The organism is Candidatus Planktophila sp. (genome assembly GCF_044348745.1).
Classification (GTDB): Bacteria; Actinomycetota; Actinomycetes; order Nanopelagicales; family Nanopelagicaceae; genus Planktophila.
Genome location: NZ_JBIKSG010000001.1, coordinates 72667 through 89630 on the forward strand (window position 1 = coordinate 72667; position 16964 = coordinate 89630).

Annotated in this window: 18 protein-coding genes; 7 read left to right on the plus strand and 11 right to left on the minus strand. The window is 46.4% G+C overall.

Going from position 1 to position 16964, the window contains the following annotated elements; translation table 11 throughout:
• Positions 1–2: 2 nt before the first annotated feature.
• A complete protein-coding gene (locus AC9UH7_RS00350; RefSeq protein WP_509593550.1) occupies positions 3–1037 on the plus strand; it encodes a threonine aldolase family protein in 1035 nt (344 codons plus the stop codon).
• On the opposite strand, the gene AC9UH7_RS00355 is transcribed toward AC9UH7_RS00350, so the two are convergent.
• The 4 genes from AC9UH7_RS00355 to glgC all read right to left on the minus strand — a co-directional run bounded on the left by AC9UH7_RS00355 (position 1014) and on the right by glgC (position 5286).
• On the minus strand, positions 1014–1487 hold the full coding sequence (locus AC9UH7_RS00355; RefSeq protein ID WP_509593552.1) for a methylated-DNA--[protein]-cysteine S-methyltransferase: 474 nt from the start codon (positions 1485–1487) through the stop codon (positions 1014–1016). The genes AC9UH7_RS00350 and AC9UH7_RS00355 overlap by 24 nt on opposite strands.
• A gap of 9 nt (positions 1488–1496) precedes the next feature.
• Positions 1497–2843, minus strand: coding sequence for a class II 3-deoxy-7-phosphoheptulonate synthase (locus AC9UH7_RS00360; RefSeq protein WP_509593555.1), 1347 nt, complete (start codon positions 2841–2843; stop codon positions 1497–1499).
• 41 nt (positions 2844–2884) lie between these two features.
• Positions 2885–3910, minus strand: coding sequence for a 6-phosphofructokinase (locus AC9UH7_RS00365; protein WP_509593558.1), 1026 nt, complete (start codon positions 3908–3910; stop codon positions 2885–2887).
• A gap of 152 nt (positions 3911–4062) precedes the next feature.
• On the minus strand, positions 4063–5286 hold the full coding sequence (glgC, locus tag AC9UH7_RS00370) for a glucose-1-phosphate adenylyltransferase (protein ID WP_509593561.1): 1224 nt from the start codon (positions 5284–5286) through the stop codon (positions 4063–4065).
• A gap of 50 nt (positions 5287–5336) precedes the next feature.
• Here glgC and glgA point away from each other — a divergent pair, with 50 nt between their 5' ends.
• Complete coding sequence (gene glgA, locus AC9UH7_RS00375; protein ID WP_509593563.1) at positions 5337–6497, plus strand: glycogen synthase; 1161 nt, start codon at positions 5337–5339, stop codon at positions 6495–6497.
• Positions 6498–7355: a DMT family transporter gene (locus AC9UH7_RS00380; protein WP_509593564.1), complete on the plus strand. Its 858-nt coding sequence runs from the start codon at positions 6498–6500 to the stop codon at positions 7353–7355.
• On the opposite strand, the gene era is transcribed toward AC9UH7_RS00380, so the two are convergent.
• From era to AC9UH7_RS00410, 6 genes are all read right to left on the minus strand, one after another.
• Complete coding sequence (gene era, locus AC9UH7_RS00385) at positions 7352–8272, minus strand: GTPase Era (RefSeq protein ID WP_509593567.1); 921 nt, start codon at positions 8270–8272, stop codon at positions 7352–7354. The genes AC9UH7_RS00380 and era overlap by 4 nt on opposite strands.
• 12 nt (positions 8273–8284) lie before the next feature.
• The gene (gene dprA / locus AC9UH7_RS00390; RefSeq protein ID WP_509593569.1) at positions 8285–9169 is read right to left on the minus strand and encodes a DNA-processing protein DprA; all 885 of its coding nucleotides are present in this window, start codon (positions 9167–9169) and stop codon (positions 8285–8287) included.
• Between the two features lie 46 nt (positions 9170–9215).
• Positions 9216–9824, minus strand: a complete 609-nt coding sequence (gene rnhB / locus AC9UH7_RS00395) for a ribonuclease HII (RefSeq protein WP_509593572.1) — start codon at positions 9822–9824, stop codon at positions 9216–9218.
• Positions 9825–9828: 4 nt separating this feature from the next.
• A complete protein-coding gene (gene lepB, locus AC9UH7_RS00400) occupies positions 9829–10485 on the minus strand; it encodes a signal peptidase I (RefSeq protein ID WP_509593575.1) in 657 nt (218 codons plus the stop codon).
• A gap of 7 nt (positions 10486–10492) precedes the next feature.
• A complete protein-coding gene (rplS, locus tag AC9UH7_RS00405; protein ID WP_509593578.1) occupies positions 10493–11035 on the minus strand; it encodes a 50S ribosomal protein L19 in 543 nt (180 codons plus the stop codon).
• A 106-nt stretch (positions 11036–11141) separates the two neighbouring features.
• A complete protein-coding gene (locus tag AC9UH7_RS00410) occupies positions 11142–11906 on the minus strand; it encodes an inositol monophosphatase family protein (RefSeq protein WP_509593581.1) in 765 nt (254 codons plus the stop codon).
• Between the two features lie 34 nt (positions 11907–11940).
• Here AC9UH7_RS00410 and AC9UH7_RS00415 point away from each other — a divergent pair, with 34 nt between their 5' ends.
• Together AC9UH7_RS00415 and sepH are read left to right on the plus strand one after the other, a co-directional pair.
• Entirely contained in the window at positions 11941–13182 is a 1242-nt protein-coding gene (locus AC9UH7_RS00415; RefSeq protein WP_509593584.1) for an MFS transporter, read from the plus strand.
• A complete protein-coding gene (gene sepH / locus AC9UH7_RS00420; RefSeq protein ID WP_509593587.1) occupies positions 13175–14014 on the plus strand; it encodes a septation protein SepH in 840 nt (279 codons plus the stop codon). The genes AC9UH7_RS00415 and sepH overlap by 8 nt, the downstream gene beginning before the upstream one ends.
• An 11-nt stretch (positions 14015–14025) precedes the next feature.
• Here the strand turns inward: sepH and AC9UH7_RS00425 are convergent, their stop codons facing one another.
• Positions 14026–15126 (minus strand): alkaline phosphatase family protein, encoded by a 1101-nt coding sequence (locus tag AC9UH7_RS00425; RefSeq protein WP_509593590.1) that lies wholly within the window; start codon positions 15124–15126, stop codon positions 14026–14028.
• Positions 15127–15164: 38 nt separating this feature from the next.
• Between AC9UH7_RS00425 and AC9UH7_RS00430 the strand changes: the two genes are divergently transcribed.
• Both AC9UH7_RS00430 and AC9UH7_RS00435 read left to right on the plus strand, forming a co-directional pair.
• The gene (locus AC9UH7_RS00430; protein ID WP_509593593.1) at positions 15165–16067 is read left to right on the plus strand and encodes a pseudouridine-5'-phosphate glycosidase; all 903 of its coding nucleotides are present in this window, start codon (positions 15165–15167) and stop codon (positions 16065–16067) included.
• Entirely contained in the window at positions 16064–16945 is an 882-nt protein-coding gene (locus tag AC9UH7_RS00435) for a carbohydrate kinase family protein (RefSeq protein WP_509593596.1), read from the plus strand. Before AC9UH7_RS00430 ends, AC9UH7_RS00435 begins: the two co-directional genes overlap by 4 nt.
• Positions 16946–16964 lie beyond the last annotated feature (19 nt).

Here is a 16964-nt window from a genome sequence, read left to right on the forward strand (position 1 = left end):
ATATGGCGATAGATCTTCGAAGCGACACCGTTACCAGACCATCTCCAGCAATGCGTGAGGCAATTGCTAGCGCACCTGTTGGCGATGATGTTTATAGCGATGATCCAACCGTTAATTCTCTTGAAGAACGAGTTGCCGCCTTGTTTGGCAAAGAAGCTGGCGTATTCACGCCAACTGGATCTCTTGCCAATCAACTAGCCATTCGCATGTTGGTGGCACCCGGTGAAGAACTAATCGCCGAAACAAACAGTCACATTGTTCGGGCTGAACTTGGCGCAGCTGCTGTGTTTAGTGGAATTACAACCAGAACTTTTCCAGCCAAGAATGGTCTCTTAAAAGCATCAGATGCATTGGAAATTGCTCGCCCCAATAGCGGGCCATACCTTGTTTCAACTACTGCAATTGCCGTTGAAAACACACATAATTTTGGTGGTGGAACTGTGCAACCAATCTCAGAGATTGCCGCCCTTCGCAAAAGCGCCGATGAACTTGGATTGGCTTTGCACTTAGATGGCGCACGCATCTGGAATGCCCATGTTGCATCTGGTGTTTCATTTGCAGAATATGGAAAGTACTTCGAAACGATTTCAGTCTGCTTTTCTAAAGGGTTAGGTGCGCCAGTTGGTTCAATGATGCTTTCCACGAAAGAACACGTTGGAAAAGCTCGCGTGTGGCGAAAGCGCTATGGCGCGGGCATGCGTCAAATCGGTTTGCTAGCTGCTGGAGCTCATTACGCATTAGATAACAACATTGATCGATTGGCGGAAGACCATCGTCGTGCCAAGGAAATAGCTGTTGCAATTGCTGCCATCGATTCTTCACTGATTGATCCATCAACTGTTCAGACAAACATTGTTGGCTTAGATCTTGCAGTCCTGCCAATTTCTGCCGCTGAGCTTGCCCAACGTTGTCGTGATGCAGGTTTATGGATTAGCGCACTTGGCCCTAAGTATGCGCGGTTAGTCACGCATTTAGATTTTGATGATGCACAATGTGCTCAAGCAATTGAAATCTTAAAGAAAGCCCTCGTGGCTTAACAGCCACTGCTTCTTTTCAACACCGTAAGCATAATTTCCCAATGCTCCCCCAGTTTTTACAACTCGGTGGCAGGGAACAACAAGCATGATTGCATTATTTGCACAGGCACTTCCAGCAGCTCTGACCGCTGCTGGTGATCCTGCTTTTCCAGCAAGGTCGGCATAAGACCAAGTTTTTCCAGGTGCGATCTTTCGCATAGCCTTCCAAGCTGCTTGTGAGAAAGCTGCTCCAGGTTGGCGAACTTGAATTCCATTGAGAGCAGTTAAATCACCATCAAAGTAATCATGGATTAAATCTGAAATCACCGGAATTGATTTAACTACCTTCACATCTGAACCTGCCTTAAAGGCTGAAACGGAAGAAAGGTTTGCTCCGATCAGAATTTGATCATCTGCTAAAAGGTTGAGTGTGCCAACTGGGGTTTTGTGTGATGCGATTAAGAGTGGCACAGAGCAAAATTAGCGATCGCGCAACATTTCGGCAACTAAAAATGCGAGTTCCAATGATTGCGCGTGATTTAGGCGTGGATCGCAGGCTGATTCATAGCGAGAAGCCAAATCCTCATGTGAAATCTCTTCGCCGCCGCCAACGCACTCTGTGACATCGTCGCCAGTTAGCTCAATATGAACTCCACCAGGATGAGTTCCTAGTGCCTTATGAACTTCAAAGAATCCCTTAACTTCATCCATCACATCATCAAAGCTGCGGGTCTTGTAGCCACTAGGTGCTTCATAGGTGTTTCCGTGCATCGGATCGCTGACCCACAACACCTTTGCCCCTGACTTAGTCACGCCATCAACTAGAGCGGGCAGAATTTCACGAATGTTCTTTGCGCCCATTCGTGTAATAAAAGTAATGCGACCTGGTTCGCGATTTGGATCTAACTTTTCGATCAAAGCAAGTGCATCAGCAACGGTGGACTTTGGCCCAAGTTTGATTCCGATTGGATTGCGAACCTTTGAAGCAAAATCAACATGAGCACCATCTAATTGGCGGGTGCGCTCACCTATCCAAACAAAGTGACCTGAAACATCGTATGCATCCCCGGTACGTGAATCAATACGTGTTAGGGCCTTTTCATACTCCATGATTAACGCTTCATGGCTTGAAAAGAAATCTACAGATTTGAAACTCGCTGGATCAACGCCGGCAGATTGCATAAAGGCTAGAGCACGACCAATTTCACTTGCCATCTTTTCATAACGCTCGCCTACTTTAGAATCACGAATGAATCCTTTATTCCATTCATGAACTTGGCGAAGATCTGCAAAGCCACCTTGGGTAAATGCACGGACCAAGTTAAGAGTGGCAGCAGATGTGTTATATACGCGAACTAGTCGTTGTGGATCAGGAGTTCGTGCACTTTCTGTGAACTCAATGTCGTTGACCGCATCTCCGCGATATGCAGGAAGGGTCACATCTCCGCGAGTTTCAAAATCATTTGAACGGGGCTTTGCAAACTGGCCAGCCATACGGCCAACTTTGATCACCGGCAGGCTTGAGTAGTACTGAAGGACTGCTGCCATTTGTAGAATTGTTTTGATGCGATTGCGGATTGAATCAGCAGTAGCTGCAGCAAATGTTTCTGCGCAATCTCCGCCTTGCAACCAAAATGCCTTACCTTCTGCTGCGAGCGCAATGCGAGCTTTTAAGTCATCGCACTCACCAGCAAAAACAAGTGGTGGCAAAGCCTTAAGTTGGGCCACAGCAGCTTTGACCTGCTCCCCCTCTGGTCCACCTGGCCATGTTGGTTGCTGGGCAGCAACAAGGCCAGGTGTAAACAGAGAGTCTAATTGTGAGGTCATCGGAGAAGTGTAGAGAGTTCGAAAGTAATCGCGCGAGGCAATTATCCGAAGAAGATCTCTGACTCCTTGTATAGCTCTAGTGGAACTGTCTTTAACTTCTCTGTTGCAGATGCCAATGGCACGCGAGCGATGTTTGTGCCGTGAAGTGCAACCATCTTGCCCCAGTCACCTTCATGAGCAGCTGTAATTGCGTGCAAGCCGAAGCGGGTAGCAAGAACACGGTCAAACGCCGTTGGAGTTCCACCACGTTGGATGTGACCCAAAACTGAGGTACGGGCTTCCTTGCCTGTTCTTTCCTCAATCTGCTTTGCTAGCCAATCACCAATTCCTGAGAGCTTCACATGGCCAAATGAATCAAGGGTCTGATCCTTCACAACCATGTCACCATCCTGAGGGATTGCTCCTTCAGCGATCACAATTATGGGCGCGTAGTGAGACTTAAAGCGAGACTCAACCCATTCGCAAACCTTCTCCACAGAGAACTTCTGCTCTGGGATCAAAATACAGGTGGCACCACCTGCAAGACCTGAATGTAGTGCGATCCAACCTGCGTGACGTCCCATAACCTCAACGATGAGCGCACGATGATGTGACTCAGCAGTTGTGTGAAGACGATCAATAGCCTCGACAGCGATGTTTACCGATGTATCAAAACCAAAGGTGTAATCAGTGTTGTTTAGGTCATTATCGATTGTCTTTGGAACGCCAATGACTTTCACGCCAAGTGCGTCAAGCTTTGTTGCAACACCCAAAGTATCTTCGCCGCCAATTGCAATTAACGCATCAATGCCAGCTTTTTCTAGATTTTCCTTAATCTTCTCAACGCCACCATCGATCTTGAATGGATTTGTGCGTGATGAACCAAGGATGGTTCCGCCGCGAGGCAAGATTCCGCGAGTAGTTTCGATTGTAAGAGGCATGGTTAGACCCTCTAGAGGTCCCTTCCATCCATCACGGAAACCAACAAACTCGTGACCGTACTCTTTAACACCCTTACGAACCACTGCACGAATAACTGCATTTAATCCAGGGCAGTCTCCGCCGCCAGTGAGAACACCAATACGCATGATTAACTCCAACAATTTTATTGTTTAGTGAAGTGGCCTTGAATTTTCCTGCCACTAATGGTCAACGCTGACTGGCACAGTCTAGCCATCCCATATCCCTAATTCACAACTATTGGCCTCATGCATTCCAGAGGTGTTTTTACCCAAAGGGGTCAGACGGTTACGCGGACACCTTTACCGACAATTACTATGCCACCAGCGCTTACGGTAAAGCGTTCACGATCACGTTCTAGGTCCACGCCAATCTGTGCGCCAGGGTCTACTACAACGCTCTTATCCAAGATGGCTTTGCGAATAACTGCGCGATCCCCAATTTTTACTGAAGGCATTAAAACAGAGCCTTCAACAATTGATGCTTGCCCAACAGAAACATCATAAGAAACCACTGATCCATGAAGGATGCCACCTGCCACAATCGAACCTGCACCCACGATTGAATCATGTGCAGATCCACCTTCGCTGAATTTAGCTGGTGGTAATGATGGCGGATTAGTAAGCAGTGGCCACTGACGATTGTATAAATTAAAGATTGGATGAACTGAGACTAAGTCCATGTGTGCGTCGTAGTAGGCATCAATAGAACCGACATCTCGCCAATAACCTTTATCGCGCTCTGTTTCTCCTGGCACAACATTATGTGCAAAGTCATAAACCTTGGCAACGCCCATGTTTGTTAAGTAAGGAATGATGTTGCCACCAAGATCATGACGAGATTCCAAATCCTCAGAATCAATGATTAGCGCTTCTTCCATGACATCGCGCTTAAAAATGTAATTACCCATCGAAACCAAACACAAATCTGGATGGCCAGGCATAGCTGGTGGGTTACTTGGCTTTTCATGGAACGCTTTTATTGTTATTCCATCATCTGCTAATTCAATAACTCCAAATTCATGTGCTTCAGAGCGCGGCATGCGAATAGCGGCAACTGTTACACCTGCTCCTGAATCAACATGTTGTTCAAACATCTGCATAGGATCCATGCGATAGACGTGATCTGCACCAAAAACCAAGACATGCTTAGGGTCTTCATCTTGAATCAAATTAAAGTTTTGCAAAATTGCATCAGCGCTACCTGTATACCAACGTGGGCCAAGGCGCTGTTGTGCTGGAACTGGAGTGATGTAGTTACCAAGAAGTGATGACATGCGCCAGGTAGTTGTTATGTGGCGGTCAAGTGAGTGAGATTTATACTGCGTAAGAACTGCAATCTTGAGCATATTTGCATTGGCAAGATTTGATAATACAAAGTCCACTAAACGATATGAGCCACCAAATGGGACGGCAGGTTTTGCTCGATCTGCAGTAAGAGGCATAAGACGCTTGCCCTCGCCACCAGCAAGCACGATGCTGAGTGGAAGTTGCAGTTTAGCCATGGCTTAACGATAGCCTTTGAACCTTGACGAAGGAAGAGGATTAACACCAAATGAGCGCGCTTAATGTAGGCATTGTTACCAAGGAGTGGCCGCCTGCTATTTATGGTGGAGCTGGGGTTCATGTTCTTCAGTTAACGCAAGCCCTTCGCACAATCAATGATGTTCATGTTGATGTCCACTGTTTTGGTGGAAAAAGAGAAGATGCTTTTGGGTATTCATTGCCTGCAGGTTTTGCAGATGCTAATCCTGCGGTGCAAGCGCTAGCTATCAACCTAGAGATGGCCACGCACTTAGGTCATGTTGATATCGTTCATTCACACACTTGGTATGCAAATATGGCTGGTCATATCGCCTCTCTCCAACATGGCATCCCCCACATTGCTAGCGCCCATTCACTTGAACCATTACGTCCATGGAAAGCTGATCAATTAGGCGGCGGATACCGGATTTCATCGTGGGCAGAAAAAACAGCTTTCGAAGCAGCTGCTGCAATTATCGCCGTCAGCGATGGAATGCGTGCTGATGTCTTAGCGGCATACCCTTCTGTAAATCCTGCAAAAGTTGTAACGATTCGAAATGGTGTAGACACCAATAAGTTTGCACCAAACTATGATTCATCTGTTGCTGAGAGTTTTAACATCACTGGACCTTATGCAATCTTCGTTGGGAGAATCACCAGACAAAAAGGATTAGCCCACTTATTGCGTGCTTGGAAAGATGTCCCAGCTGAATATGGCCTAGTTCTTGCTGCTGGCAGTCCTGATGAAGAGGGCATTGGCAACGAAGTAGCCGCATTAATCGCAGAGTTACAGCGCACTCGTAGCAATGTGTGGTGGATTAAAGAGATGCTTCCGCATGATCAGCTAACAGCGATGCTAACGGGTGCAGATCTATTTATTTGTCCCTCCATCTATGAGCCTCTCGGAATCGTTAATTTAGAAGCCATGGGGTGTGAAACAGCTGTATTAGGTTCTCGCGTTGGCGGAATTCCTGAAGTTGTTGCCGACGGTGAAACTGGAGAACTAGTTGAATACAACGGTGATGCTGCACCATTTGAGAAATCTTTGAGTGAGTCAATCACTCGCTTAATGGCACAGCCTGACTTACTCAAAAAATATGGTGTAGAAGGAAGAATCCGCGCACAAAAACTATTTGGATGGGATGCTGTAGCTGCATTAACTGTAGATCTATACCGACGCGTGATTGCTTAGATGACCCGTAAATCCTGGATCCACTTCGCTTTAGTTAGCGTGCTTTGGGGAATTCCCTATCTGCTCATGAAGGTTGCAGTTGAAGACTTCCCGCCTGCTGCTGTTGTCGCGGGTCGAACTTTAATCGGTGCTTCCATCTTGATTCCCATCGCTATCTACCGCAAGAAGTTTGGCGGTGCGGTATTGGGATTCAAGTACGTTGCATTTTATGCACTGATGGAAATGATCGGACCTTGGATCCTAATAACTACAGCTGAGCAAAAGATTGATTCAGGGCTCGCAGGATTACTTGTTTCAACGGTTCCAATCTTTGCGACAATCATTACCTCACTGCGCGGAGATCACTCTGTTTGGCAATTCAAGAGAATCTTTGGAATCGTCGTGGGATTTGTTGGATTGATCTTGGTAGTTGGAATTGAAAGTTTGTCAGGCAATAGTGATCCCCTATCTATTGCTATGGTGATTGTGGCATCGATGGGATATGCCTACGCCGTCATCATGGTGACTACTAACTTGCCGCTCGTCGATGGAATTGCGATCAACGGATTAGCAATGGCTATTACTACTGTCTTTTGGGCACCCGTGGCGATTGCTCAATGGCCTTCTAGCATTTCGATGAATTCGGCACTTTCGCTGATCGCATTAGGCATATTCAGTACAGCTATTGCCTTCATCTTGTTCTTTAAGGTAATTGCCGAGATAGGCCCTGCACGTAGTTCTCTCGTTACCTATCTAAACACAGCAATTGCAGTTGTATTAGGTGTGATTATCTTGCGCGAACCAATAACCGTTGGAATTATCCTCGGACTGCCATTGGTGCTTATTGGTTCTTATCTAGCAAGTCGCAAAACCGCTTAAGACTTTTCGCCAAAACCTAACTTTGCAAGCAGCTTTGGATCTTTTTGCCATTCCTTTGAAACCTTAATGTGAAGCCCAAGAAATATCTTGGCACCTAAGACTCGCTCAATATCTGCTCTTGCCCGAATACCAATTTCTTTTAGTCGAGCGCCTTGATGTCCCAATAAAATCGCGCGTTGCGTGTCTCGCTCAACGTGAATAGTTGCATGAACATCATAAAAAGGGCGTGATCCCTTTTCTTCACGCTCGCCAAATTCGTCAATTGTCACAACAATGCTGTGTGGTAACTCCTCACGCACATCTTGCAGAGCTGCTTCACGAATGTATTCGCAGATAATTTGATCAATTGCTTGATCACTTGTGGTTCCTGCTGGGTAGTACTCAGGACCTGCAGGAAGATTCTTACCAATTAATTCGTTGAGTAAATCAACTTGATCATGGATCGCAGCTGAGACTGGAATAATCTCATCCCAAACAAACCCTTCAGCAATCTTCATAATGCCGAGCAATCTCATAGCAAGCTTTTCCTTTGCGATGAGATCTGTCTTGGTAATTACTGCAAACTTTTTAGCACCTGGGTGCTTTGCAATCTCTTGTGCAATAAAGGTATCGCCGGCCCCAGATGTTTCATCAGCCGGAATACACATAATGACAATATCGACTGAATCCATACTTTGATCTACTACTTGATTAAGGCGCTGCCCCAACAAAGTCTTTGGTTTGTGAACACCAGGTGTGTCAACAAGGACGGCCTGGAAGTTATCGCCATGAACAATTCCGCGAATTGCTGTGCGAGTGGTGTTGGGATGGTGTGAGGTAATTGCAATCTTGCTTCCTACCAGAGCGTTAATCAGAGTTGATTTACCAACGTTTGGGCGGCCAACAATGGCCACGAAACCCGAACGGAAATCACTCATGGGCTTATTCTCTCACTGATTGACGCCAACAAACTCCACCGCATCTTGCACAGAAGTAACAATCTCTGCAGCACGTTCTGCGATTAATCGATGACAACCCTGGCTAGATGGAGAATTGAGTTGACCTGGGATGGCCATTACTGGTCGCATGAGATCGGTGGCATCGCGTGCGGTACGCAATGAGCCACTTCTATAGGCGGCTTCAACAACAAGGGTTGCACACGATAGTGCTGCGATTAATCGATTGCGGGTTAGGAATCGATTTTGCGCAGCATGAACATAAGGCATCACTTCACTGACCATCGCGCCCTGAGTACTTATTGCCCTAAAGAGTTTGGAGTTCGAGGCTGGATAATCAACCAAGACTCCAGATGCAATTACAGCAATAGTTTTTCCTGATGCCTTAAGAGCAGCGACATGTGCGCAGGTATCAATGCCAAGTGCTCCCCCACTAACAACATTCCAGCCTTGGCTCACAAAAGCTGTTGCAAAATCAGCTGCCATCTCTTTTCCATACTGAGTTGGCTCTCTTGTGCCAACAATCGCAATAGATTTCTGGCTCAATTGCGAGAGATCTCCTTTAACAATTAATCCGATCGGAGGATTTGCTAGTTGATCCACCTGCCTCGGCCAATCCACATGACCTGGATATATGAACTCAGAATCACTTACCGCCAACGCTGTTTGCAGCATCTCTATGTTTGTCTGTTCAATTTTGCCAAGTAGGGTCGAACAAGATTTAGAGTTGTATTGACCTCCCAGCAATCCCTGCAGAACGTTCACTGCGCCAACGCGTTGTATCTCTTGACTCCAGCCTGTATGACCAGGCTCAATTGCTGAAAAGAGAATCAGGCGCGCTTCATACTCATCTACTAATTCTTTGTTTTCTATATACATGGACCTAATTAATACAGATCCCCCATCTCAAACTCTTTGGAACAGATTACTTGTGGATGAGCGCTGCAACATTGGCAAAAGAGCTGCGATGTTCCAGGCATGGCCCATGTTCATTTAATGCTTTTGTGTGAGCGGCGGTGATATATCCCTTATGTCCTGCAAATCCATAGAGTGGAAAATCTTCATCCAGTTCGCGCATGATTCGGTCTCTGGTCACTTTTGCAATAACAGATGCAGCACTGATGGACACAACAACTTGATCGCCCTTCCACACTGCAAGGTTTGGGACACCTAAACCTTCGATTGCATAACCATCTGTCAACACATAGGCAGGTTCAACATTTAAGCCCTGAACTGCTCTACGCATTCCATCTAGATTTGCTGCATGCACACCACGAGCATCAACCTGGGCTGCCGGAACAATCACGACACTGACAGATGCTGCAATACTTTGAATTAATTCGAAGACCGCATCTCGCTTGCTTTCAGGAATCTCTTTTGAATCACGCACAACTGCTAATTCAGGAGCGAATGGATTATGTAAAACAACTGCTGCGATTACTAATGGGCCAGCACATGCCCCGCGCCCTGCTTCATCAACTCCAGCAATAGGTGAGATTCCTGCACTGGTTAACAACTGCTCTATAACCTTCATGAGGTTACTTATTTAATACATCAACTTTTGGCACATACGTGATGTTTTTAAATGGCCAGATAACTGCAACAACTCGGCCCGTTACCTTTGAAACTGGCACAAATCCCTTATTGATATCTTCTTGGTGATAGCGAGAATCTGCACTAGCGCCACGATGATCGCCCATTACCCAGATTTTTCCCTCTGGCACAGTCACATCAAATGTCATTTCTGATGGCTTATTGCCTGCAAAAATGTATGGCTCATCTATCTCAACTCCATTGACGCTTAGCTTGTCATCTTTGGTGCAACAAATGATTCGATCACCAGCCACGCCTACAACCCGCTTAACGAGGTATTGCTTGGCAGGGTTTGGAAGTACTCCGATAGCCACAAGAGCACTTTTGGCAGTTGTTATGTATTGATTGGTTCCGTATTCAACTATTTCTGGCAACCAATTATCAGGATCTCTAAAAACTACCACATCGCCGCGGTCAATTGATCGTGAAACAAATGGGATTTTGTTGACCGCTACGCGATCTTGCACCTGCAAAGTGTTTTCCATAGAACCACTTGGAATATAGAAAAACTGGACTAGAAAAGTCTTTATTAATAAGGAGGTAATGAGTGCGACAACTACCAGGAACGGGAGCTCTTTGAGGAGCGATCCCTTTTTGGGCATTGAGAAGTTATTCAGATTTTGGAGCATCTTCAGTTGCTTGCTCAGCAACTGCTTCAACTACAACTTCTGTAGTTGGAGCTTCAACTGAAACCTCTTCCACGGCAACATCTGCAACAACTGGTGCTTCAACAACAGCCTCAACCACAGGTTCTGGGATTACAACTGGTTCTGGTGTAGAAAGAATTCCATCGCCGTAACCTTCAACGCCATCGCGCTTTTCGCGAATCTTTGCAGCCTTACCGCGAAGATCACGTAGGTAGTACAGCTTGGCGCGACGTACTTCGCCCTTCTTTACTAACTCAATCTTTTCAATAACTGGAGTGTGTACTGGGAAGGTACGTTCCACACCAACACCGTAAGAAACCTTACGAATTGTGAATGTTTCGCGAACGCCATCTCCTTGACGACGAATAACTACTCCTTGGAAAACCTGAAGACGGCTCTTGCTACCTTCGATAACACGAACATGGACCTTGAGCTCATCACCAGCACGGAACTGTGGGATGTCTTTGCGCAGGGATACTGCATCTACGGCGTCAAGAATGTTCATATTCGGATCCTTTTGTCATTTCTATTAAGCACACGCTTTGGCGGTGCAGACTGCGTATTGTGCCACAGAGGATGGCCTGAGCGTAAATCGGTGAAAAGGGGGTGCCTCACTCGGGGATTTGAGCGTTAAGTGCGGCAAAAAGGTGCGGCCCAGCTGCCACGGTGAGGTTGAGGCCATGCCAGGGGCGGGTACTCACCGTTGCTCCAGCCTCTCGGGCAATGAGCTCTGCGGCGGCAAGATCCCATTCATAGAGCCCGGTTTCAAAGTAACCATCGACCATTCCCGTGGCGACATGACAAATATCTGCCGCTGCCGAACCAATACGGCGAAGATCGCGGATTTTTGGCAAGAGTGCATTAACAATCTTTAACTGCTCGATCCGATTATTAACATCGTATGCAAATCCGGAGGAGATGAGTGCGCGATTGAGTTCGATGGGGTCATTGCAGGCAATCTCCACATTGTTCAGGAATGCTCCCCCACCCTTTGATGCATGCCAGGTGGCATTAACTGTTGGTGAGTGGACAACTCCAACTAGCGTTCCGCTCTCATCCTTTGCAGCAATACTGATTGCCCAACCTGGCAAGCCATAAAAATAATTTACCGTCCCATCAACAGGATCAATAACCCAGGTAACACCGCTTTTACTTTCACGCGCTGCCCCTTCTTCGCCAATAATTCCATCATCAGGGCGAGCAGCCAGAATACTTTCGACAATCAACTTTTCTGATGCAAGATCCATTTGAGTTGCGATATCAATAGCTGTTGATTTAACAGTTAAGTCCCACGATGCAGGTCTATTGATCAGCAAATCACCAGCCTGCTGTGCAATCTTTAGTGCCAAGTCAAGCAATTGCTGCGTATCAGTCATGTCTGCAGTCTAACTGCGAGATAGACTCTTTCCTATGTTCTCAGGATATAAAACCTTAATTAGCACACCTGGGGCCCTGAGATTTTCCATTCCTGGCGTAATCGCACGTATGCCCATCTCTATGGATTCACTTGCACTGATCTTTATTGTGGTAGCAGTCAGTGATTCATATGCACTTGCTGGCGCGCTCAGCGCAACAGCCTCGGTAGTAATGGCTTTTGCAACACCGCATTGGTCGCGGGTTGCAGATCGAATAGGCCAAAGCGCAATGCTGATACGTGTTATTCCGATAAAAGTTATTGGGTTGTCTCTCTTTACTATTTTAGTCTTAAATCGAGCACCAGTTTGGAGTTGGTTTCTAACAATCATTTTGGCCGAGTCCATGTCCGTTAACACAGGTGGATTAGTTCGCCGCAGATGGCTACATATTCTCAGCCCAGATAAAACAAGTACCGCCGAAGATGAGCAAGATCGTCACTTAGTTAATACTGCATACTCATTCGAAGCGATTATGGATGAAATCGTTTTTATTCTTGGGCCCATCATTGTCACCGCATGTGCCACAACAATTGCACCTGCTGCCGGAATAATCTCTGGAATTGTCTTTGTTCTCATCGGTGTTCCACTCTTTGTTCTGCAAAAATCTACTGAGCCGCCAGCTGCGCCTAAGCGCATTGTGGATCCACATCCTGCCGTGATTCGCAATAAGCGTGTCCAAGCCGTTGTGCTTGCCACAACTTTATTGGGTGGATTCTTTGGCTCAATTGCAATAGTCACCGTTGCATTTGCAGAAGCTAGAGGCCAAGAGAGTAAATCAGGTCTGCTCTTGGCGATCTGGGCCTTTGGCAGTGGAATTGCGGCCATCATCAACGGCGCAATCAAGTGGAAAATCTCAAGTGCATCCAGATTTCTAATTTTCCTTTTCGCCTTAACCCTTTTGTCAGTGCCCATGCTCTTCACGCACTCAATGACATGGCTAGCTGTTGCACTGTTTTTCAATGGGTTTGCAATTGCGCCCCTAGTAATTAATGCATACGGAGTTGCAGAAGGTGCTGTACCTGCCGACCAGATCACCGAAACTTTGACATGGGTTGTAGCTGGCATGCCTATGGGTGGTGCTATTTCCAGTGCGCTTTCTGGACAGATTATTGACCGCTTTGGTGCGGATATAGCTTTTTGGGTTCCGCTGGGATTCATGATCGCGGCATGTGTAGCCACGCTGCCGTATTTCAGTACTTATAAGGCCCTCATCGACTACCCTCGTGCTCGTGACTGAGCTACGACTTAATGGGAAGACCGAAGACGGTCTGTATCTTTCATTGCATGACAATGACGGGAATGAATTCACCATCCGTGTGAGCGACACATTGCGTGCAACTGTAAATCAGCAACGATTGATGGCAGTTCCTACAAACCCTGAACCATCCGTTTCAATTAAGGAAATTCAGCGACTGCTTCGTGCAGGACAAACAGCTGAACAAATCGCTCGTGAACATGAAATTTCAATTGAGAAAGTGGAACGATTCGCTGGACCAATTCTTTCAGAGCGTATTTACATCATTGATCAAGCACAGCAGATCGTGATTCGCAAAGAAGGCGGACGCGATGCTGTAACACTTCTAGGTGTTGTGATTTCTCGACTAGCACCACGCAATATTGATTCATCAGAGCTGTCTTGGGACACATGGCGCTTGGAAGATGGCACCTGGACAATTGAACTTCACTACCCAAATAACACGGGTGTTGGAATTGCTCAGTGGAGTTTTGATGCAACCCTACGCACAGTCATTTCTATGGATGAGAATGCACGATGGATGATGGGTGATGAACCTACGCCTCGACAGCTTCCAACACCGGGGTTAGTTCCGACTGAAGCCTCTCACCCCTCTGAGCGTCGCGTGATCGATGTCTACAGCGAGTACCGCAAAGAAATTCTTACCGAAGAAATTGAAGAAGAGCTTGAACCAATCCGAGAAGTTCCACGCTTGGCTGTTATTCGTGAAGAGCCAGATGATGAAGCAGCACGCGATGGAATTACTGCGCGTGCCAAAGTTCCAAGCTGGGATGAAATTATGTTTGGCATTAAGCCTGAGGATAAGCAGCCTTAAGCTTCCCTTGCTTAACTCAAGGTAGTTGTAAGTAAACCAACTTGTGACTCAACTTCACTGTCAGAGCCATGATGTCCCACCATTGCGCCTTCTTTTTCAGCACGCTCTGCATCTAGTAAAACAACTCCCCCACGTGCGATGGCAATGATTTCACCCATTCGATCAAAGGCATCTGCACTGACTTCTGAGCCAAATAAATTGCTTGCTATCGCTTGTTCTCTAGTGAGCACCATCGCTTTGTCTTTCAAGTATTCCTGCCATAAAGATGCTGCTTCTGTGCGAGCAGCGGGTGAATCAGAGTTTAGATAAATATGACGAGCACGAGGCTCCCCGCCAACAATACTGACGCCTTGCATGAGTGGATTGTCTTGTCCGATCACAATTTTTTCATCCACATTTACCATTCCATGATCTGATGTAATCCAGATTCGTGTTCCTTGTGGGACCTCTTTCATTAACTGTGAAACCATCTGGTCAATCATGGTTAATGCGCCAATCCACTTGTCACTTCCCACGCCATCAGAATGGCCAGCAGTATCCAAATCATTAACATACAAGTAAACAAATGAGGGTGACTTTTGTAATGCGCTCTTCGTTTCAGATATCAAGTCTGTTATAACATTTGCACCTTTGTACTGCGCTCCACGAAAGACGGCGCGCGTAAAGCCAGAGTTTTCATATCGCTTAGCCGCAACATGAGTCACATTTATGCCAGCAGCAGTTGCTCTCTGAAATAATGTTTCAACAGGTTGCCAATGCTCAGGATCAACCCTTTCATCCCACTTGAGTGCATTGAGTAAACGTCCACCACTTCGCGGAACTTGGACTGTGTATCCCAACATCCCGTGAGCACCGGGTAATTGACCAGTAGTTAATGTTGCTAGCGATGTTGCTGTTGTGGATGGAAATGAAGTTTGGATAACTCCATGATTAAACATACGTGACATGGTTGGCATTGCTTCTGCATAGGTGGCTAGTGCGTCATACCCAAAGCCATCAATTAAAAACAGTAGCTCGCGGCCCATCGGAGACTGCCCAACAGACAAGTGATCAACTGCACTGTCTAGGCCAAGAGAAGAAAAGATCGATGGCGTTATCTGGGACAAATGCACGGGCATATCTTCCCACGACTGTGCACTACAGTTTGGCTATGGACCAGGCGATTAAATTCTCAACAGAAGTTGCTGATGCAATCAAGGCTGGAAAGCCAATAGTTGCTCTTGAATCAACAATTATCAGCCATGGCTTGCCACGACCTTCTAACCTAGAAGTTGCCCTTGAATGTGAGCGAATTGTCCGTGACGCTGGGGCCGTTCCTGCAACAATCGCGTTACTAGATGGAAAAGTCTTGGTTGGCCTAGAGCGCTCAGAGCTAGAAGCTATTGCAAATCATGATGACATTTCCAAGGCCTCTATTCGTGATCTAGCAATCATTGTTGCCCAAGGTAAATCAGCTGCAACTACAGTTGCAGCAACTGCTCACATCGCAGCAATTTCAGGTATCAATGTTTTCGCTACCGGCGGCCTAGGCGGCGTCCATCGTGGTGCTAATGAATCATTTGATGAATCGGCAGACTTAACCGCTCTATCTCAATTGGATATGACAATCGTCTGCGCAGGAGTGAAATCTATTCTTGATGTTCATGCGACTTTAGAACGACTAGAAACACTTGCTATCGGCCTTGTTGGCTATAAGACCAACTCCTTTCCCGGTTTCTATCTGACTGACTCTGGTTACACCTTAGAACATCGAGTTGATTCTCCAGCCGAAATTGCTGCGATCATTAAGGCTAGAAAAGCAGTTTCAACTCAATTCAAGGCTCTAGTTGTTGCAAATCCTGTTGTGAAAGAAATGCCTAAGCAGCGCCATGATGAAATCTTGGAAAGTGGATTAGCAAAGGCGAAGAGTCAGGGTATTGATGGAAAGTTAGTCACTCCCTTCTTGCTTGAACACTTTCATACCGCATCACAAGGTGAGTCTCTTGCAATCAACACTGAAATTATTAAATCCAATTGTTTATTGGCCGCGCAGATAGCTGTGGCACTGCAATGAAAAAGATTTTGTGCATTGGCGATTTAGCCTTAGATGTTATTTCACAGCTAAAGGAGCCGATTAATTACGGCAATGACACCGCTAGCAAGATCTCTAGCCACCCTGGTGGACAAGCCGCAAATGTAGCAACGTGGATTACTCGCACAAACTCTAAATCTCATTTAGTTGCTCGAACAGGCAATGATCCTGTTGGTTTTGCTTTAATTTCAGACCTAGATAAATACGGTGTGGAACACCTTAATTTGATGCATAGCGGGCGGCCAACAGGAGTTGTAGTGATCTTGGTCGATGCCAATGGCGAACGAACAATGTTTCCTGACAATGGGGCAAATGCAGACTTAGAGGTTTCAGATCTTCCACCATTAGATGATGTTGATGGCGTTTATCTTTCAGGCTATGCACTTCTAGATTTCCGTAGTCGCGAAGCTGTTCTTGCGATGATTAAGAAGATTAAAGCCACGGGAAAACCAATCTTCTTTGATCCAACAACAACTGGTGCAATGAAGATAGTTTCCCGAGAAGAAGTTTTGTCCTGGGTCTCACAAATGGATGGAATTCTGCTCAACAGTGAAGAGGCTCTCTACCTAGGAGATTCGACAGATGTTGAAACCGCTGAAAAGAATCTTCAGAAATACACGCCGCTAGTTGTCATCAAACTTGGCTCTAAGGGAGCTATTGCGGTCAATGGAGATGAAAGCGCAAAGGTCAAGGCGGTTACTACTAATGTTGTCGACACAACAGGTGCCGGTGATTCATTTGCTGCAGGCTTTATTCCCAAGTGGCTAGAAACTAGTGACTTAACTCAAGCCCTCACAGCAGGTGCAGCCCTTGCTGCTAAGTGTGTTTCATCTGTTGGGGCGCGCCCTCCCCTAAATTAACGCTGACTCTTGGCAGAAT